We start from the raw sequence: 18,511 nt of genomic DNA, 5'->3' as shown, positions 1-18,511 counted from the left end.
GGCGTAAGGCGTAAGGCGTCACGCGCAATACGTGAGGCGTACGGCGCGGGGCGCCGGGTGCGGGCGGGCTATCGGCCCCACTGCGCGAGGGGCAGGTTCCCGGCGTACGCGAAGTGCTTGACGTTCCTGCCGAGGACGGCGGTGAACCGGGCCCGGTAGAGGATGATCGTCGGCGAGTTGTCCACCCAGAGCGTGCTGATCCGGTCGATGAGCTGCTGCTGTTGCGCCGGGTCGGTGACGCTGTTGAGCTGGGCGAGCAGCGGCTTGCTGCCGGGCAGGCAGATGTGCTGGTTGTTGAAGCTGCTGCCGCAGGTGGTCTTCTTGCGCAGTTCGTAACTGCCCAGTGGTGTGCTGGACTCGAAGAGCAGCGCCGACTGGTAGGTGCCGTTGTTGAACAGCGTGCTGAAGTCGGCCGGCGGCTTGGCCACGAGGTTCACCTTGACGCCGATGGCGCGCCAGACGGACTGGAGCAGCGCCGCGAGGTCGGACACGCCGGGCGACTGCGGGTTGATCATCAGGTCGAGGTGGGGTGACTTCAGGCCCGATGCGGCCAGCAACCGCTTGGCCTTGGCGGGGTCGTAGGCCCGCGGCGGTTCGAGGGACGCGTTGTAGCCGGCCATGCCCGGCACCACGGGGCCGTAGTAGGAGTCGCCGTAGCCGTAGACGAGCTTGGAGATGATCTGCTGGTAGGGGATGGCGTAGGTCAGGGCCTCGCGGAACTTCGCGTTGCCCGTGACGGGGCCCTGGTTGTTCAGCGAGACCGTGACCGGTGTGGCGCTGCCCGCGCTGACGACCTTGCAGCAGGACTTGCCGCTGACGCTGTGCAAGCTCTGCGGTGGCAGCCCGAGCGTGACGTCGGCCTGGCTGTTCTCGGCCTGGAGCAGCAGGGTCGGGATCGACGGGATGAAGTTGACCTGGACCTTCGGTTCGATGGCCGGGGTGCCGTAGTAGTGCGGATTGCGTACCAGGACGGCGTGGTTGTTGGGGACGTAGGTCTGTAGGACGTACGGTCCGCTGCTGCTCGCGGTGTGGCTTTGCAGCCACTGGTTCGGGCTGCCCGCCTTGACGCCGCCGTGGGCCTCGATCGGCTTGGGGTCGTAGATCGAGCCGCGGCTCTGGGACAGGCTGTAGAGGATCTCGGGATACGCCTTCCGCAGGTGCAGCACCACGGTGGTCGCGTCGGGCGCGTCCACACCGGTGATCAACGGTGGGTCGGTGATGCCGAGTTGGAGCGAGAGCGCGCCGCAGGCACCCATCTTCACGGTGCGCTCCAGGGAGTACTTCACCGCGTTGGAGTCGAGCGGGTCGCCGTTGGCGAACGTCTTTCCGGCGGGCAGCGTGAAGGTGTACGTCTTCCCCTGGTCGGAGACCTTCCAGCTCGTGGCGAGGTCGGGCTCCACCTTCGACGGGTCGGGGTCTGCGGTGGTGAACCCGTCCTTGTCGGCGGTGACCGACTGCTTGACCAGCCGTCCGTAGAAGCTGCCGGCCAGGGAGTTGTCGTCGCCGGGACACGAGAACGCGGGGTCGAGGCTGGAGATGCTCGTCGCCCAGTTCACCGTGAACGGGCGGTCGGAGCCGGCCCCCGCGCCGTTGACGTCCGAGCCGCCGCAGGCCGCGGTCATGGCCGCGGTGGCGGCGAGGCCGACCGCGAGCAGGGTGCGGCGGTGGGGACGGGCCGGTATCCGATCGGTTCTTGTCACTTGTCCTCCTCTCCGAGCGTGGGGGTACGGCTCTGGGCGCCGGCCCGCCGGGCGAGTTGCTCCTGCATCTCGCCCGGGAAGTGGCAGGCGACCTGGTGTCCGGGGACGACCTCGCGCAGCCGCGGACGGCGCTGCGCGCAGTCCGGGCGGCCGGCGCCGACCGGGCAGCGGGGCAGCAGGGGGCAGCCCTCGGCCGGCGCCGGACCGGCGGCCGGCTTGGCCGTGTCCAGGGCGCGCCGGCTGCGCTCCATGACGTCGGGGTCGGGGACGGGCGCGGCGAGCAGCAGCGTCACGGTGTAGGGGTGCAGCGGGTTGGCGAACAGTTCGTCGGAGTCGGCGACCTCCACGATCTCGCCGAGGTACATCACCGCGATGCGGTGGCAGACGTACCGGGCCACGGCGAGGTCGTGCACGATGAACAGGCAGGTCAGGCCCAGTCCGGACTGGAGGTCCGCCAGCAGGTTGAGGACCTGGGCCTGCACCGACACGTCCAGGGCCGTCACCGGCTCGTCGAGGACGAGGAGTTCGGGGTGGAGGACGAGCGCGCGGGCGATGGCGATGCGCTGGCGCTGGCCGCCGGAGAAGGCGTGGGCGTTGCGTTCGGCCAGTTCCGCCGACAGGCCCACCCGTTCGAGCATCTCCAGGGCTCGGGCCCGCCGGACGGCGGGGTCGCGCTCGCCGTGCACCAGGAGTGGTTCCTCGACGAGCCGGCGTACCGAGAAGCGCGGGTCCAGCGAGCCGTAGGGGTCCTGGAAGACCATCTGCACCCGCGAGCGCATCTTCCGCAGCGCGGCGTGCGACATCTTCCCGACGTCGTCTCCGTCGAAGACGACCGAGCCGGAATCGGGGTCGGTCATCCGCAGCGCGCACGAGGCGGCGGTGGACTTGCCGGAGCCGGACTCGCCGACGAGTCCGAGGGTTTCGCCCCGGCGCACCTCGAAGGAGACCTGCCGCAGCGCGTGCACCTGCCCGGTCCTGCGGGTGCCGACGCCGGCGCGCCTGCCGCCGAAGGACTTGGTGAGGTCGGTGACGCGCAGCAGCACGTCGGGTTCGGCGGCCTGCCGGACTGGCGGGGAAGTCATTCGGTGTCCTCCAGCTCTTCGGTGCCGGGGAAGTGGCACTTGGTGGCGCGCTCGGCGCCCGGCGCGCCGAGGCTGACGAGCACCGGTTCCCGGCTGCGGCAGTCGGGCTTGCCGCGGCCGGCCGGGCAGCGCGGCTCGAAGGAGCAGCCCGTGATGGGCAGGGTGGGGTCGGGGAGCGCGCCGGGGATCGTGGACAGCCGCCCCTGCGGGACCTGGTCGGTCCTCAGCACGCACTTGATCAGCTCGCGGGAGTAGGGGTGTGCCGCCGCGGAGAACAGGTCCCGGCTGCGGCTCTCCTCGACCAGCTGGCCGGCGTACATGACCTTCACCGAGTCGCAGTAGCCGGCGACGATGCCGAGGTTGTGCGTGATCAGCATCAGGGCGGCGCCGCGGTCGGTCACCAGGCGGTCGAGCAGTTCCAGTACCTGGGCCTGGGTGGTCACGTCGAGCGCGGTGGTCGGTTCGTCGGCGATCACCAGCTCGGGCGAGTTGGCGAGCGCCATCGCGATCAGCACGCGCTGCCGCATGCCGCCGGAGTACTGGTGCGGGTAGTCCGCCAACCGGTGGGCGGCGTTGACCACGCCGACCTCGCCGAGCAGGTCGGCGGCCAGCTTCCGGGCGGCCTTGCGGGTGATGTCCTGGTGGGCGCGGATGCCCTCCACCATCTGGGAGCCGATGCTGCGGATCGGGTCCAGCGCGCTCATGGGGTCCTGGAAGACCAGGGAGATCCGGCGGCCGCGGACGTGGGACATCTCGGAGTCCGTGAGCCCGCGCAGATCCTGTCCGTCGAGCAGCACCTCCCCCTCGGTCACCCGGCCGGGTGGCTGGAGGAGGCCGACGATGGACATGGCCATGGCCGACTTGCCCGAGCCCGACTCCCCCACGATCGCCAGGCGCTCGCGGCGGTGGACGGTGAAGCTGACGTCCCGTACGGCGGCCACCTTTCCCCTGGGGGTGGCGAACTCGGTGCGCAGGCCCCTGACCTGGAGCAGGGCGTCGGTAGGGGGTGTGGTGGCGGCGGTTGCTGGTGTCTGAGCCATCAGCTCGGCTCCTGTCCGGTTTGTCATCTCACTTGGCGCCGACTCGGATGCGGGGGTCGATGGTGGAGTAGGTGACGTCGGCCAGGAAGCTGACCGCCACGTAGAGGAAGGCGCTCAGCACGATGACTCCCTGGACGACCGAGAAGTCCTTCTGGAGGATCGCGTCGACCGTCAGCGAGCCGACGCCGGGCCAGCCGAACACCTTCTCCACCAGGACGCTGCCGGTCATCAGCTCGGCGAGGAGCATCGCGGTGGCGGCCACCAGGGGAAGCAGCGAGTTGGGCACGACATGGCGCAGGAAGGCGGCCCGGCGGGTGATGCCCCGGCTCCGCGCGACCAGTACGAACGGCTCCCGGATCGTGTTCCGCAGCTGCGACCGGAACAGCCGGCTGAGGAAGGCGAACGGTCCGACCGCGATGGTGCAGCCGGGCAGGATCAGGTGCCAGACGGCGTTGAGGAAGGTGGCGAACTGGCCGGCGAGCAGGGCGTCGACGGTGTAGAGGCCGGTGACGTCGTGCGGGGCGGCCCTGCCCGGCGACAGCCGTCCCTCGGGGCCGGGGAAGATCCCGAGCTTGACCGAGAGCAGCAGGATGGCCACGAGGGCGAGCCAGAAGGGCGGGGAGCCCATCGCCAGCGACGAGGTGGTCCGCAGCGAGACGTCGGCGCCCTTCTTGCGGCGGAAGACCGCGACGGCGCCGAAGACGAGTGCCGACGCCACGGCGATGAACACGCCGGTCAGGCCGAGTTCGATCGTGGCCGGCAGCCGGGAGCGCAACAGGCCGGCCACCGGTTGGCCGGTGCTGAAGGAGAACCCGAGGTTGCCGTGCGCGAGCGCGGTGAGGTAGTCCCAGAACTGCGCCGGCAGCGACTTGTCGAGTCCCATCGAGGCGCGGATGTTGGCGATCGTCGTCGGGTTGGCGAGGTCACCGCCGACGAGCCGGGCCGGGTCGCCGGGCAGCTTGCGCAGCATGAGGAAGGAGAACACCAGCGCGCCGAGGATGGTGGTGATCCCGACGGCGAGGCGCTTGGAGACGGTGGCGAGCATCAGGGTCCCTCTCGTCAGTCGGCCACGATGTACTCGCCGCGGGGGTCGAGGATCTCGCGCGTCCGGTCGGCGACGACGGTGGTCAGGGTCACGGCGATGAGCAGCACGAGACCGGGGAAGGCCGCGACCCACCACTGGCCGGTCAGGAAGAACTGCTGGCCGTCGGTGATCATCGAGCCGAGTTCGGCGGTCGGCGGCTGGGCGCCCATGCCGAGGAAGCCCAGTGCCGCGAGCGAGAGGACCGCCGCGCCGAAGACGGCCGCCATCTGCAGCACGATGGTGGAGATCAGGTGCGGGAAGATGTGCACGAACAGGGTTCGGCGCTGGGTCGCCCCGATCGCCCGGGTGGACTTGACGAAGTCCTTGGCGGAGATCCGCATGACCTCGCTGCGCAGGGTGCGCATGTACCAGGGGAACGAGTGGATCGACAGGCCGATCACGACCGCGGGTATGCCGGGTTTGAGGGCCATCACGACCGCCATCGCGAGCATGATCGAGGGGAAGCAGAGGATCGAGTTGGTCAGCCAGGTCAGGACCGTGTCGACGTAGCCCCCCAGCGCCCCGGCGAGCAGGCCGGTGACACAGCCGAGGACCGCCCCGGCCAGGGCGACGACCAGGCCGGCGCCGAGCGAGGCCCGCGCGCCGACCAGTACCCGGGCGAGCATGTCCCGGCCGAGGTTGTCGGTGCCCAGCGGGTGGTGGGCCGAGGGCGGGGTGAACTGCTGGGCCAGATCGACGGTGTTGGAGTTGTCCGGCCACACGAGCGGGCCGAAGACCACGACCAGGGCGAGGACTCCCAGCGCGCTCAGGGCGACCACCAGGACCTTGTCGTTTCTTGAGACCCGGCGGCGCACGGCGCGCAGCCGGGTCGAGGCGATGGTTGTCACGGCTGCTCTCCAGAGGTCGTGACCAGTACGGAACGCACGTGGGTGATGCTTCGGCGCAGTTCGGCGCGGTACCCGGCGCTGTCGGTGCGCGATGCGGCGTCGACCGGCTGCCGGCCGCCTTGCTCCGCCGCCGAGCGCTCGCAGCGCACCGCGGCGCGCACCAGGCGGGCCAGCTCCCGTGGCCTGATGTGGGGTTCCGCGTCGAACCAGTCGTCCCGGAACATCTCCGTGTCGAACTGCCCGCGATGCTGCTCGAAGACGAGGTGCCGGGCCGGAGCGTCCCGGACGAGGGTGTCCAGGATCGCGGTCCAGTCGAGCACTCCGTCGCCGCAGGGCCGCAGTTCGCGGCGCAGACCGGCGGGGGTGAAGTACAGCGCGACGTCCTCCAGATGGGTCTGGTGGACGTAGGGCGCGAGCCGCCGGGTCACCTCGACCGGGTCCTCGGCGCGTACGACGAGGTTCGCCACGTCGAGGCTCACCCCGAACACGTCGGTGCCGGCGGTCTCGACCAGCCGGATCACCTCGTCCGAGGAGAGGTCCTCGTGGGTCTTCACGTTGAGCCGGCAGCCGTGTTCCAGCAGCACCGGCCGCAGAGCGGCCAACGTCCGCTGGATCTCTGCCAGTTGCTCGGCGTGCGGGGGTGAGGCGCGCTGCCGCTCGGTCCTGGTGTAGGCGAAGAACCGGTCGCAGCCCAGGGCCACGGCGGCACCGATCATCGCGGTGAGTTCGGCGACGCGTTCGGCGTGGTCGCCGTGCGGGCCGAGGCAGCCCACCCCGGCTTCGACGAAGAGGCCGCGCTCGTCGGCGGCCTGCCGGGCCGCCCGCAGTTCGGCCCGGTCCAGCGAAGGACTGACCGCGCGAGGGTCGGCGAAGAGCACGCCGCCCAGGCCCAGTTGGCCGGCCAGGTCGAGGGCCGCCGGCCAGTCGCCCGCGCCGATGCCCTGGACCGGGCCGCACATGGCTCCAAGACGCTTGGTCGTGCGCGGATCTGAGGCTCGGTCAGGGAGGGTTCGGGACTCGGTTTGATCGAAGGCGATACGCGGGGACGTGGTCGTCATGTAATCTGATTACCAGACGTCTGATGTTTCTGGATAGGGACCTCGATGGACTTTCGGCAGATCCTCCGAGCCGCACGACATGGCATCGCCTCGGTCGCCGCTCCACCGGCGAGGGCCCGGCTGACCACCAGGAAGGTGGGGGGTTAAGTGCCACGCTTCAACCGCGTTTCCGCAGTACAGGTCGCCATCGAGGAGATCCGCGACCAGATCCGCGAGGGGAACTGGGCGCTGGGTGACCGGCTGCCGTCCGAGGCGGAACTCACCCAGACCATGGGCCTGAGCCGAGCGCCGCTGCGCGAGGCCATCCGCGCCCTCACCTACGCCGGCCTGCTCTCCGTACGGCAGGGCGACGGCACGTATGTGATCGCGGTCGACGAGGCGACCGTGGCGCTCAACCGCAAGCTCACCGACAGCAAGACCCGGGACGTCCTCGAAGTGCGGCGCGGGCTGGACACGGCCGCGGTCCAACTGGCCGCCGCACGGCGTACCGAGGACGACCTGGAGGCGATGGCCGACATCCTGCGGCGCCGGCGGGAGGCGGCCTCCACGGGCGACCAGTCGACCTTCGTCGACGCCGACGTCTCCTTCCACCTGGCCGTCGCGAAGGCCGCCGGCAACTCCCTGCTTCTGGACCTCTACGAGGGGCTCTCGCTGGCCATGCGGGAGTCCCTGGACACGGTCCGGTCGCTCGAACACGCCGTCGGCGAGGGCGGCGACGACCACGAGGCCCTGTTCGACGCGATCAGGGCGGGGGACGCGGCGCGCGCCTCCGAGATCGTCCTGTCGATCATCGCCGGGCAGGAGCAGCAGTGCGCGTTGCAGTGACCCCGGCCCGCCTGCCCCGCCTGCCCTGCCTGCCCTGCCTGCCCCGCTGACAACCTACGGAGAGCCATGACGAGTCCGAAGAAGATCATCGACGTACGCCCCTGGGCGGGCGAGCCGAGCGACCTCCTCGTCGAGGACGGCCGGATCACGCAGGTGCTGCCGGCCGGCGGCGGGGCGGCGCGGGACGAGCCGGGCGTCATCGACGGGCGCGGGCGGATCGCGCTGCCCTCCTTCACCGACGCGCACGCCCACCTCGACTCCACCCGGCTCGGCCTGCCGTTCCGCCCGCACACCGCGGGGCCGGGTCTTGAGGGCCTGATCGAGAACGACCGGGCCAACTGGCGTTCCGCGGAGGCGAGCGTCAGCGAGCGGGCGACCCACACCCTCGGCAGGACCATCGCCTCGGGCGCCACCGCCGTACGCAGCCACGCCCAGGTCGACACGGAATCCGGCCTCGACCGCCTCCATGGCGTGCTCGCCGCGCGCGAAGCGCACCAGGACCGGGCGACGGTCCAGGTCGTCGCCTTCCCGCAGGCCGGGATCGTCCGCGACCGCGGCACCGCCGACCTGCTGGCCGACGCGCTCGCCAGCGGCGCGGATCTGGTGGGCGGCATCGACCCCTGCGGCCTCGATCGCGATCCGGTCGAGCACCTGGACATCGTCTTCGGCCTGGCCGAACGCCACCAGACCGGCCTCGACCTGCATCTCCACGAGGAGGGCGAGCTCGGGGCCTTCACGCTCGGCCTCGTCTTCGACCGGGTCCGCGCCCTGTCCATGCGGGGCAAGGTGACGATCTCGCACGCCTTCGCGCTCGCCACGTCGCAGGCCCCCCGGGTCGAGGAACTGGTCACCCAGCTCGCCGAACTCGACATCGCCCTCACCACGATCGCCCCGAGCGGCCGGCGCACGCTGCCCCTGGAACTGCTGGCCGAGCACCGCGTGCGGGTGGGCCTGGGCCAGGACGGCATTCGGGACTACTGGTCGCCGTTCGGCGACGGCGACATCCTCGGCCGCACCTGGCAGCTCGCGTTCACCAACCAGTTGCGGCGCGACGAGCACATCGAGCGCTGCGTCGCGCTGGCCACCGTGGGCGGCCGGGCGGTCCTGGCGGGCAGCGGGGTCGGCGCCGCCTGGACGGCCGCCGCCCCGGAACCCCGCGGCTTGGCCCAGGGCGACGCCGCCGACCTCGTCCTGCTCTCCGGGGAGACGGTGACCAGCGCGGTGATGGACCGGCCGCAGGACCGTGTCGTCATCCGCCAGGGCAGGGTCGTGGCCGAGGACGGTGTGCTGGTCTGAGCCCCGGGGGCAGGCGGGGCCGGGCCGGCGGCCGGGCGGGTGCGGATCAGCGCGGTCCGACGAATCAGCGCGGGCCGACGAATCAGCGCGGGCCGGCGGATCAGCGCGCTCCGGCGGATCAGCGCAGGCCGGCGAAGAGGTCGTTCTCGGGTGTGGCCGCGCCGGTGGTGTCCTGGACCCGGACGAAGGTCTCCATGCCCATCAACTCGCCGAACCTCTCCTTGCCCATCTTGAGGAAGAAGATGTTCTCGCCCTGGCTGGCGTGCGCGGCCAGCGCGTCGAACTTCTGACCGCTGAACGCCGTGGTGTCCACCCATGTGGTGATCTGATCGTCGGGGAGCCCGATCTCGGCCACCGCGGCGGCCTCGGCGGGGTCCGGCTCCGGCATGTCCTCGTCCAGCTCGCGCATGACCTCGCCGAACCGCTGGAACATCGTGCGGGGCATGGTGGTCCAGTACACCTTCGGGGTCAGGTCGGTCATCTCCAGCGCCGCCATGGTGATGCGGTGGGCCTGGATGTGGTCGGGGTGGCCGTAGAAGCCGTTCTCGTCATAGGTGACGACCACATCGGGGCGGTACTCCCGCATGAGGTCCGCGAGCCGGGCCGCGCCTTCCTGCACGGGGGTCTGCCAGAAGGACCCGGGGGCGTCGTTGCTCGACCAGCCCATCATTCCGGAGTCGGCGTAGTCGAGCATCTCCAGATCGCCGACCTTCAGGACGTCGCAGCTCGCCTCGAGTTCCTTGCGGCGCATCGAGGCGACCGCCGCCGGATCGTGGCCGGGGTCGCCCGGCTTGACACCTCCCGGTCCGTCACCGCAACCGCCGTCGGTACAGGTCACCAGGACCGTGCGGATGCCTTCCGCCGCGTACCGCGCGAGGACTCCCCCGGTTCCGGTGGCCTCGTCGTCGGGGTGGGCGTGCACTGCCATGAGCGTCAGGGGCCGGTCAGCCATCAAACAGTCCTTCTGCAGAAATGTGTCGTGGTCCCGGTGCGCGGCAGGCGTACCGCCACCTCGGAGCCCGGTTCCGCGCGAGGGCGGACGACCTTGTGATCACCGTATCCCCCGCGCGTACGGCGCCGGGCCGTCGATCGGTGCAACGGCGACGGCCGGACCTGCTGTTCCCGATACGGCTGCGCGGCACGCGGGTGCACGCAGGCTCGGGCCCGCCCGGAAGCTCGTACTGCCTGCGGAAGGCCCGCTCCACGCGGGCCGCGAGTTCCGGCAGGTTCATCTCCGGGGTGAACGCGACCACCACGCGCTCGGGGCCGAACATCTTGGCGGCGTCGCCCGCTCGGCGGTGACGGCCGGTACCGCCGTCACCGCCCTGCCCGGCGCGGCCCGGCAGTTGCGCCGGATCGCGTCGGGCCTGGCGGCGCGGCCGCTCCCCTGAGCGTCCCCACCGGTCATCGCGGCGGGCGGTCGTCCACCTCGACGAGGTTGTGGCCACGCAGCGTGTAGAGCTTGCCGTCGTGGGCGTTGACGTGCGGTTCGCTGTACCAGATGCCGTTGATGCCGGGGACGACGGTGCTGACGGCGAACGTCTTCGGGTGGAAGCGGAAGAGCGTGGTGATCGAGACGCCGTAGACGGTGCCGCGATTGGTGACCAGGGCCGCGTAGCCGCGGCTGACGCTGCTCACGTCCGCGGTGTGCAGCAACTGCCGGGTGTGCAGGTCGATGACGAACAGCACGCCGTCCCTGGTCAGCCCGTAGAGGTGGCGGCCCTGCACCGCGAGGGCCGTCACCCCCTTCTGCTGCCCCGTCTCCAGGCGCCACAGCTCGCGGCCGGTGACCGGATCGACGGCCACCACGGTGCCGCGCGCTCCCGTGGCGGCCTCGTTGTCACCGCCCAGGTAGGCGACGCCGTCCCGGTTCGCCACCGCCGCGACGAGCTGGACGCTGTCGATCGGGTTGACGTACGAGGTCGACTTCCCCGTCCTCGGCGCGTACGTCCACAAGGCGCCGCCGCCCTCGGTGTCGGACTGCACGCCGAGCAGGAGCAACTTGTTGGCCGGGTCCCAGGAGGTGTCCATCGGCCGGTTCTGCACGCTGGGGAACTGCGCGATCTGGTGCGGTTGCCCGCCTGCGCGGGGGTCGTACTCCCAGATGCCCAGGGCGTCGTACTGGCCGGTGTACAGCCGGCCGCCGATCACCTCGGCGTCCTTGACCTCGCCGGGCGCCCGCAGATTGACGACGGCTCCGCTCCGCAGGTCGTGCCGGGCGAGGGTGCCGGTGCCGCCGACGTAGACGTATCCGCCGCCGGCCGCGATCCCCATGCCCGCCTCCGCGTCCGCGGGAGCGCCTGCCGTACCCAGGTCGGTGATCACCGAGGTGCCGGCGGCCAGATCGATCTCGGCGACGAACCCGTAGGCCGAGACGACCTCCAGCTTCCCGTCGGTGTGGTCCACGCCCCAGATCTCTCCGAGATCCGGTCCGTCGAACTCCACCGCGGAGACCGCCTTGTCCGCCAACGAGTAGGAATACACTCCCGTGTCGGTGGCGAAGTAGATCCGGTCCGTGTCGGCGGTGAAGCACTTGGCGGTCGTGCCGTTGACGCTCACCACCGTGTAAGAGGAGAGGTCCGCCAGGTCCATCACCGCGAGCTTCGCCGGATCGGCCCCGCCCGAGGTGCCGACCACCAGGTTCCCGCCGACGACGCCGAGGCACCGCAGGCTGGGGTCCTGCTCCATCTCCTTGGGCACCACCGAGGTGAACGTGCGCTTGGTCCGGTCGAACGCGAACAGCGCCGCCTTGCTCGCGTCGCCCCCGCCGACCAGGACGCTGCCCGAGCCGACGAAGACGGCGGTGTCGGTGGCCGCGACGGCCTCGGCCTCGGTGGCAAGCGGATTGGCGACACCCAGGCTGGTGGTCGCACCGGTGGCCGGGTCGTACTCCCACAGCGCGGGCGGCGTTCCCGTCACGCCGCCCACCGCGTACACCGTTCCGTCGGGGGCGACCGCCAGCGCGCGGATGTCGCGGTCCCCGCCCGTCCTGCCGATGCCCACCGCAGGCTTGTCCGGCGTCGTCAGGTCCCACCGGAAGAGGTTCGGCTTGCCCTGGTCGCCCTTGAGCAGCACGCCGATGTAGAGGTACCGGCCGGTCGGGTCCGCCGCGAGCGCCTGGATGGTGGGATCGGGTGCCGCGTCGAGATCGGTGACCGAGACCACCTTCCGGGTCGGCAGGTGGAACCCGATCACCCGGGCAGGGGCGAGGTTGCGCGATCCGATGTAGACGGTGTCGCCGACGAGCAGTCCGCTCATGAGGGAGTACTGGACGACAGCCGGGCCCAGGTCGGTCACGGTCGTGCGCGGGCCGCGTGACGAAGCGGTCGCCGCGGCCGCGCCCGGAGCGGCGAGCGAGTTGGCGGCGGCGGCCAGCCCGGCGGCGCCACCGAACTGCAAGAGGCGGCGGCGGGTGGTGGAGAACGGTTCGGTCATGCGGGCTCCTCCTAGGTAAGCGCTTTCGCATCCGTCATCATTCGCTTCATACGAAACGTCGTCAAGGAGTATTGCTTTCACTCTTCGAATGAACGACGCGTTGCGAACGAAACGAAAGCGCGCGGGAGTTGCAGTGCCCCAGCCCCAGTCCCAGCCCTGCCGCTCCTGCCTACCGGTCGCCGACCGTGGGCCCGCTGGAGGCCCGTACGTTCAGCACCGGCCGCAGCAGGACATCCGCGATCCCGGCCCGGGTGTGAGCGTGCTGGCCCGGTTCTCGTACTCGGGGGGTGCCTTGCGCTGGGCCGGGATCGCGGGGAGTCCGTGACCGCTGTCGAGCGGCTGGCAGCGGGCGAGGAACTGTCGGTGCGTGGAGGGGACGGCTCTGACGGGCAGGGTGTAGCCCTGGCCCCGCCGTACGGTCACGCCCTGGTCGAGCGCGGCCCGCTCAGAGGTCGGCGACGGCCGTGCGGATCGCGCCGCGGCTGACGCCGTGGTCGCGGGCGAGGGCAGCGATCGAGCGGCCCTCCAAGTACGAGGTGCGGACCGTGCCGATCTCGTCGACCGCGACGGCGGGGCGGCGTCCGCCCTTGCTGCCCTTGGCCTCGGCGGCCCGCAGTCCGTCGTACGTCAGCTCGCGCTGGAGGTCTCGCTGGACACGGTGTCGCCCGGCTACGCGTAGCCGAACTTCGGGCGCTGGAGCGGGTGGAGGCGGCTGGAGGTACCCGGGTCCTCTTCGAAGGCAATCGGGTCCTCGATACCGGCCTCGGCCAGGACGAGGTCCTGGCGGGCGGTGGACTGCTGGTCGGTCGACACCCGCTTGTAGACGAGATGGGCCACGCTGTTCCCGCGCCTGCCGCCGCGTCGGACCTCGGGTGTCATCCAACCCTGTCGTCAGCCCTCATAGGATCGATCCCATTGGATCGGAGCCGCCGTCAGGCCCCGGAATCACCGGGTTCATTGGATGCCCGCCGCGCTTGTCGTCATTCGATCGTCTGACGACAGGCGCCCACGATGAGCGATGGCAGTCTCAGGCCGCGCGGAGGCAGAAGGGATGTCCGGCGGGGCTGGCGTACACACGGCTGCCGGTGCCGGCGTCCGAGCTGGACTCCTCTGTGGGGCGCAGGCGCGTGGCACCGGCGTCGACGGCGGCGCGGTCTGCGGTCGCGAGGTCTTCAACGCCGAAGTCGAGGTGCATCTGCTGGGGGGCGCCGTCCGGCCATCCCGGGGCGGTGTGTCCGGGGGCGGACTGGACGACGATCACGGGCAGGCCGAGTGCCTGGATGAAGTGGTGGGTGGGCGTGGTGGTGGTCGATCCGCCGAGCAGGCGGTGCCAGAAGGCACCCTCCGTCCCGATGTCGGCCGCGTCGATGATCACAGAGGTCAGGGTGAGGGACATGATGGTGGTCCTGTTCTTGGTGCCGGCTGGTGTTCAGACGGTGGGGAGGATGCCACCGTCGACGCGGAACTGTGCTCCGGTGAGCCATTTCGCGCGGCTGGAGGCGAGGAAGGCGATCATCTCGGCGACGTCCTCGGGGTCTCCGGGGCGGTCCATGGGGATTTTCAGGTGGTCCACGATCCGGCGGGTGATCTCGTCCGCGGTCACGCCCTGCTGCTCGGCCATGTGCCGCAGGTGGGCGGTGGCGCCGTCGGTGACGACGAAGCCGGGAAGAACGCAGACCACGCGCACTCCGTGTTCGCCGACCTCGGTGGCCAGTTCTCGGCTGTAGGCGTTCAGTGCGGCCTTCGCTGCGGCGTAGGAGGCTTCCGTGCGCTGGGGCAGCCGGCTGGCGATCGAGGAGATGTGCACGACGACGCCGGAGCCTCGCTCGACCATGCCCGGCACCAGGGCCCGGTCCAGGCGCACGGCGCTCAGGAGGTTCATCCCCAGGTCCGCGTGCCAGGATTCGTCCGACCGGCTCAGAGTCGGTGCCGGGGGGCTCGCCGCGCCGGCGTTGTTCACGAGGACGTCCACGCCGCCCACGTGGTCGATGACGCGGCGGCCGAGGTCGGCCACCCCCTCCGGAGTGGAGAGGTCCGCCGGCATGAAGGTGGCGCCGCTGTTCTCTCCGGGCCGGCTGCGGGAGGCCGTCAGCACTGTCGCGCCCGCGGCGACGAACCGGCGCACGGTCGCCGCACCCAGGCCCCGGCTGCCGCCGGTGACCAGGACCCGTAGGCCCTCCAGCCCCTCATCGGTGATCGGCATCGGATGGCCCTTCCGTAAGATGAACCTGACTCCGGAAACGATACACATAAACGGAACCGGACTCACCTTATGGAGGTCCCTTGCCGTCACCACGCCCGCTGCGCGCCGACGCCCGCCGCAACCGCGAAGCCCTGCTGTCGGCCGCCCGCGAAGCGTTCCTCGCCGGCGACACCGACGCGCACGTGGAAGAGATCGCCCGCAGCGCCGGAGTCGCCGTCGGAACGCTCTACCGGCACTTCGAGACCCGCGAGGCACTGATCGAGGAGGTCTACCGCAAGGAAGTCGACGACCTGTGCGCCGCACCCGAGCAGCTGCTGGAGCACCACGCCCCGGCGGAGGCCCTGCGCCGTTTCCTGCTCCTGCTGGTCGACCACGCGGCCGTGGGCAAAGGCATGTCCGTCGCGCTGGAGAGCATCATGGCGAGCGACTCACCGGTCTTCGGCGTCGCCCGTACCCATATGGGCGACGCCCTCACCCGCCTCCTCGACGCCGGCGCCGCGGCCGGCACCGTCCGCGGCGACGTCACCGGCCCCACCCTGCTACGAGCCCTGGGCGGTATCTGCGCCATGCGCGTGAGCGACGGGTGGCTCGACGAAGCCCGCCAGATCACCAACCTCCTCCTCGACGGCCTGCGCCACGGCGTCCCGCGCGCGACCTGAACCGAAGCGCGCGCGGCGTGCTGCTCCTGCCCGTCGTCGTCCTCCTCCGGGTCCGGGACGTCCGCATCACGCAGCGGCCGCAGGGTGCCGTCGACCGGGACGCTCGCGGAGAGGCTGTAGCGTCCGAGCAGGTTCAGGTTCCGGTGCTTGAGCGGGGAGAGCCGGGCGCCATCTTCGACGCGGATGTCGTGGTCCTCGGCACGCAGCTGGGCGACGGCCGCGTAGTGGTAGCCGCCCGGCGGGACCACCAGTCCGACGTTCTTGCCCGGGTGCGGCGGCGGGGCGCGGGCCGCCGGAGGTCTTCGGTGCGGGCGCCCGGGCCGCGGCCGGCGACATGGCGCCGCCGTGTACCCGGGTGATCAGCCCGTTTCCGGCGAGGCTCCCGTACGTCCTGGCGCACGGTGACGGTCGAGACCGCCATCTCCCCGGAGAGGTCCATCACCGTGACCGACCCCCGGCGTTCGACCATCCGCAGAATCGCCTCGCGCCGCTCTTCGGTCGGCACCTCGGCCCCCTTTCGCCGCGACAGGCGGCTTTCACTCGACAGCCGAAAGGCATCAACCGTAAGGGTGCCCGTGGCCGGCTACCGCGGCCCGCGGCCCGTCGCGGGGACCACGGCGGAGGGCAGCATGTCCTCGATGAGGTCGGCGGCGCGCGGGGTACCGCCCTCTCCCCGGGCGGCGGCCCGCAACTGCCGGGACCGGTCGGCACGTTCCGTATCCGTGACCAGGTCGTTCAGCGCCGCGCGAAGGGTCTCGGGGGTCGCGTCGTCGGTGTCCACGCGGCGGGCGACGCCGAGTTCCACGAGCCGGTCGGCGTTCATGAACTGCTCGGCTCCCTGCGGCACCGCGATCATGGGAACGCCGGCGAGGAGCCCTTCGCCGCAGCCGCCCATGCCGGCGTGGGTGAGGAACGCGTCGGCCTGTTCCAGCACCGCCCGCTGCGGGACCCAGGAGTGCACGTCGATGTTGGGCGGGAGGGTGCCGAGTTCCCCGGGGTCGGTGTACTTGCCGATCTGGAGGACGACGTGCCAGCCGGGCAGGTCGCCGAAGGCCGCGACGCACTGCCGGTAGAACGCGGGCCGGCGGGTGTACGCCGAGCCGAGCGAGATCAGCAGCACGTGGTCCGCACCGGCCGGGCGGGTCCAGCCGTCCGGGTCCGCTCGGGTGTCGAAGCAGGGGCCGACGAAGGTCACCGTGTCGGTGTCGACCCGATCGGCGTGCGGCTGCATCGCTCGCGGGATCAGGGCGAGGGCCCGGCCGGGCGGACCGCAGAACGCGTCCACGTCCGTGGTGGTCGCACCGCAGCCGGCGAGCCACCGGGCGAACCTGTCCTGGTACGCGTCGGCGCCCGGCAGCTTCCGCAACTGCGCCCCGACGTCCTCCTGGTAGCCGTCCCAGCCGACGAACGTCGGGGACAGCTGCACGAGGGGACGGTCCTGCGCTTCGGCGAGGGCGCGCGCGGCGTAGGCGCCGATGTCGTAGAGGTAGAGGTCGGCCGGATCGGCGTCGTAGGCGGCGCGCAGTTGCGGGAGTGCCTGGACGGCATCGTCGAGGAAGAGGCTCGCCGCGGCGATGGGATCGGCCGGCCAGTCGTTGTCCACGACGGGCAACGTGGAGGTGCAGGGCACCGGTTCCGCGCCCGCGGACTCGATCCGGTCGGCCACGAGCGGGTCGTTGGCGTAGCTGACCCGGTGCCCGCGGGCCACCAGCTCACGGATGAGCGCGAGGCTGGGCAGGACGTGGCTGACGAGGGGGACGCCGACCATCGCGATGTGGGCGCGGCGACGGGACATGGGCGATCACTCGATTCTGGCGCGGGAGGGTTGCGGGCGGCACGGGCGGCACGGCGACGACGGGGGTTCGCCGAGGACGCGGTGTCAGGGTTGGTCGAGCTGCGCGGCGGCCTCCTCCAACTCGGCGACGGTCCCCGACATGATCGTCCGCACGTGCCGGGTGATGTGCTGCACGGGCCAGTCCCACCACGCCACCGCGAGGAGCCGGGCGATGTCCGCGGCGTCGTAGCGGGTGCGGATGAGCCGGGCGGGGTTGCCGCCGGCGATGCCGTAGTCGGGGACGTCGGCAGTGACCACGGCGCCCGCGGCGATGATCGCGCCGTGGCCGATGCGCACCCCGGGCATGACCGTGGCGCCGTGGCCGAACCACACGTCGTTGCCGACGACCGTGTCACCCCGGCCGGGCAGGTCGGTGATCAGGTCGAACTGCTCCGCCCAGGAGCCCCCCATGGTGGGGAACGGGAAGGTGGAAGGACCGTCCATCCGGTGGTTGGCGCCGTTCATCAGGAACCGGGTGCCCGTCCCCAGCGCGCAGTACCTGCCGATGACCAGCCGCTCGGGGCCGTAGTGGTAGAGGACGTTGCGCGTCTCGAACGCGGTCGGGTCGTCCGGATCGTCGTAGTAGGAGAAGTCGCCGACCTCGATCAGCGGCGACGTCACCAGTGGCTTGAGCAGGACCACCCGCGGGTGCCCGGGCATCGGGTGGAGCACGGTGGGGTCGGCGGGGTCGGCGGGCACGGGCGGCATCGTGGCGGCGGTTCCTCTCGGGCGGGCTTAGAGCGACAACTGTCGCGTTAAGATGCTGGCACAGCCCCGCCACCCCGATCAACCGGATACTGGTCGCCGATGACAGACCCACTCGACCCGACGTCGGACCGCCGTCCTGGCGGTCGCACCGCCCGCGTCCGCGCCCAGGTGCTCGACGCGGTGCGCGCCGAACTCGCCGAACGCGGTCACGAAGGACTCACGATGGAGGGGGTCGCGGCGCGGGCCGGCGTGCACCGCGCCACGGTCTACCGGCGCTGGCGCGACGTCGGCGGCCTGCTCGTCGACGTCATCGCCGCCGCCGGCGAGATCGACTGGCAGCCGCCGGACACCGGCTCGCTGCGCGGCGACCTGACGGCCCTCAACCAGGAGATCCAGGAATCCCTGCTCGTACGGCCGTCGTTCGCTGTCGCCCTGATGGCCGCCTCGTTCCACTCCGAACAGGCCGCGCGGGCCCAGACGCAGCTGTGGAAGGACCGGTACGACCAGTGCGAGATCCTGGTCGAGCGCGCCCTCGCGCGCGGCGAACTCCCCGCACAACACATCGACGCGCGCAGCCTGTTGATCGCCGCGACGGCGCCTCTCTACCACCAGCTGGTCCTCCTGCGCGCCGACCCCGACCCGCGACTCCCGGAACGCGCCGCGCTGGCAGCGGTGCTGGCGGCCGCCGCGGGGGCCTTCCGCGTCGGTCGGGACGAGAGCGTGCGATAGGAGCCCTGCG

At 71.4% G+C, this 18,511-nt stretch carries 19 protein-coding genes and 1 pseudogene; 5 read left to right on the top strand and 15 right to left on the bottom strand.

The annotated features are described in order from the left end of the window. Positions 1–68: 68 nt before the first annotated feature. From AB0399_RS13020 to AB0399_RS12995, 6 genes are read right to left on the bottom strand one after another with little or no spacing between them, the layout of a single operon-like run. Entirely contained in the window at positions 69–1,700 is a 1,632-nt protein-coding gene (locus AB0399_RS13020; RefSeq protein ID WP_366411303.1) for an ABC transporter substrate-binding protein, read from the bottom strand. Continuing rightward, on the bottom strand, positions 1,697–2,782 hold the full coding sequence (locus AB0399_RS13015; protein WP_366411302.1) for an oligopeptide/dipeptide ABC transporter ATP-binding protein: 1,086 nt from the start codon (positions 2,780–2,782) through the stop codon (positions 1,697–1,699). Before AB0399_RS13015 ends, AB0399_RS13020 begins: the two co-directional genes overlap by 4 nt. Further along, the gene (locus AB0399_RS13010) at positions 2,779–3,822 is read right to left on the bottom strand and encodes an ABC transporter ATP-binding protein (protein WP_329372727.1); all 1,044 of its coding nucleotides are present in this window, start codon (positions 3,820–3,822) and stop codon (positions 2,779–2,781) included. Before AB0399_RS13010 ends, AB0399_RS13015 begins: the two co-directional genes overlap by 4 nt. 28 nt (positions 3,823–3,850) lie before the next feature. Next, positions 3,851–4,867, bottom strand: a complete 1,017-nt coding sequence (locus AB0399_RS13005; RefSeq protein ID WP_329372726.1) for an ABC transporter permease — start codon at positions 4,865–4,867, stop codon at positions 3,851–3,853. Between the two features lie 14 nt (positions 4,868–4,881). Further along, the gene (locus tag AB0399_RS13000; RefSeq protein WP_366411301.1) at positions 4,882–5,754 is read right to left on the bottom strand and encodes an ABC transporter permease; all 873 of its coding nucleotides are present in this window, start codon (positions 5,752–5,754) and stop codon (positions 4,882–4,884) included. After that, positions 5,751–6,713 (bottom strand): TIM barrel protein, encoded by a 963-nt coding sequence (locus tag AB0399_RS12995; protein ID WP_366411300.1) that lies wholly within the window; start codon positions 6,711–6,713, stop codon positions 5,751–5,753. Before AB0399_RS12995 ends, AB0399_RS13000 begins: the two co-directional genes overlap by 4 nt. 246 nt (positions 6,714–6,959) lie before the next feature. Between AB0399_RS12995 and AB0399_RS12990 the strand changes: the two genes are divergently transcribed. Both AB0399_RS12990 and AB0399_RS12985 read left to right on the top strand, forming a co-directional pair. Continuing rightward, positions 6,960–7,637: a FadR/GntR family transcriptional regulator gene (locus AB0399_RS12990; protein WP_329372720.1), complete on the top strand. Its 678-nt coding sequence runs from the start codon at positions 6,960–6,962 to the stop codon at positions 7,635–7,637. 66 nt (positions 7,638–7,703) lie between these two features. After that, the gene (locus tag AB0399_RS12985; RefSeq protein WP_366411299.1) at positions 7,704–8,933 is read left to right on the top strand and encodes an amidohydrolase; all 1,230 of its coding nucleotides are present in this window, start codon (positions 7,704–7,706) and stop codon (positions 8,931–8,933) included. A 118-nt stretch (positions 8,934–9,051) separates the two neighbouring features. Here the strand turns inward: AB0399_RS12985 and AB0399_RS12980 are convergent, their stop codons facing one another. Continuing rightward, positions 9,052–9,885 carry a PIG-L family deacetylase gene (locus AB0399_RS12980; RefSeq protein WP_366411298.1) on the bottom strand — a complete coding sequence of 278 codons (834 nt, stop codon included), beginning with the start codon at positions 9,883–9,885 and terminating at the stop codon, positions 9,052–9,054. A gap of 452 nt (positions 9,886–10,337) precedes the next feature. Beyond that, positions 10,338–12,368 (bottom strand): PQQ-binding-like beta-propeller repeat protein, encoded by a 2,031-nt coding sequence (locus AB0399_RS12975; protein ID WP_366411297.1) that lies wholly within the window; start codon positions 12,366–12,368, stop codon positions 10,338–10,340. Positions 12,369–12,858: 490 nt separating this feature from the next. On the opposite strand from AB0399_RS12975, the gene AB0399_RS12970 reads away from it, so the two are divergent. Beyond that, the gene (locus tag AB0399_RS12970; protein WP_366411296.1) at positions 12,859–13,047 is read left to right on the top strand and encodes a hypothetical protein; all 189 of its coding nucleotides are present in this window, start codon (positions 12,859–12,861) and stop codon (positions 13,045–13,047) included. Here the strand turns inward: AB0399_RS12970 and AB0399_RS12965 are convergent. The 3 genes from AB0399_RS12965 to AB0399_RS12955 all read right to left on the bottom strand — a co-directional run bounded on the left by AB0399_RS12965 (position 13,038) and on the right by AB0399_RS12955 (position 14,571). Next, a complete protein-coding gene (locus tag AB0399_RS12965) occupies positions 13,038–13,247 on the bottom strand; it encodes a hypothetical protein (RefSeq protein ID WP_366411295.1) in 210 nt (69 codons plus the stop codon). The two genes, AB0399_RS12970 and AB0399_RS12965, sit on opposite strands and share 10 nt — an antisense overlap. 148 nt (positions 13,248–13,395) lie before the next feature. Then, complete coding sequence (locus tag AB0399_RS12960; RefSeq protein ID WP_366411294.1) at positions 13,396–13,764, bottom strand: VOC family protein; 369 nt, start codon at positions 13,762–13,764, stop codon at positions 13,396–13,398. Between the two features lie 33 nt (positions 13,765–13,797). Continuing rightward, on the bottom strand, positions 13,798–14,571 hold the full coding sequence (locus AB0399_RS12955; RefSeq protein WP_366411293.1) for an oxidoreductase: 774 nt from the start codon (positions 14,569–14,571) through the stop codon (positions 13,798–13,800). An 80-nt stretch (positions 14,572–14,651) separates the two neighbouring features. Between AB0399_RS12955 and AB0399_RS12950 the strand changes: the two genes are divergently transcribed. Beyond that, positions 14,652–15,230 (top strand): TetR family transcriptional regulator, encoded by a 579-nt coding sequence (locus tag AB0399_RS12950; protein WP_366411292.1) that lies wholly within the window; start codon positions 14,652–14,654, stop codon positions 15,228–15,230. 23 nt (positions 15,231–15,253) lie between these two features. Here the strand turns inward: AB0399_RS12950 and AB0399_RS12945 are convergent. From AB0399_RS12945 to AB0399_RS12930, 4 genes and pseudogenes are all read right to left on the bottom strand, one after another. Further along, a pseudogene (locus AB0399_RS12945) lies at positions 15,254–15,451 on the bottom strand (hypothetical protein); the annotation flags it as partial. Next, positions 15,364–15,669, bottom strand: a complete 306-nt coding sequence (locus AB0399_RS12940; RefSeq protein ID WP_366411362.1) for a hypothetical protein — start codon at positions 15,667–15,669, stop codon at positions 15,364–15,366. The gene AB0399_RS12940 and the pseudogene AB0399_RS12945, both read right to left, overlap by 88 nt. 144 nt (positions 15,670–15,813) lie before the next feature. Beyond that, positions 15,814–17,025, bottom strand: coding sequence for a macrolide family glycosyltransferase (locus AB0399_RS12935; RefSeq protein ID WP_366411291.1), 1,212 nt, complete (start codon positions 17,023–17,025; stop codon positions 15,814–15,816). A gap of 84 nt (positions 17,026–17,109) precedes the next feature. Then, a complete protein-coding gene (locus tag AB0399_RS12930) occupies positions 17,110–17,772 on the bottom strand; it encodes a CatB-related O-acetyltransferase (protein WP_366411290.1) in 663 nt (220 codons plus the stop codon). 99 nt (positions 17,773–17,871) lie between these two features. Here AB0399_RS12930 and AB0399_RS12925 point away from each other — a divergent pair, with 99 nt between their 5' ends. Continuing rightward, positions 17,872–18,501, top strand: a complete 630-nt coding sequence (locus tag AB0399_RS12925; RefSeq protein WP_329372701.1) for a TetR/AcrR family transcriptional regulator — start codon at positions 17,872–17,874, stop codon at positions 18,499–18,501. Positions 18,502–18,511 lie beyond the last annotated feature (10 nt).

It is taken from the genome of Streptomyces sp. NPDC088194, assembly GCF_040702025.1.
Classification (GTDB): Bacteria; Actinomycetota; Actinomycetes; order Streptomycetales; family Streptomycetaceae; genus Actinacidiphila.
The sequence above is the reverse complement of the archived record's forward strand: the minus strand, read 5'-3'. Positions and strand labels throughout refer to the sequence as shown.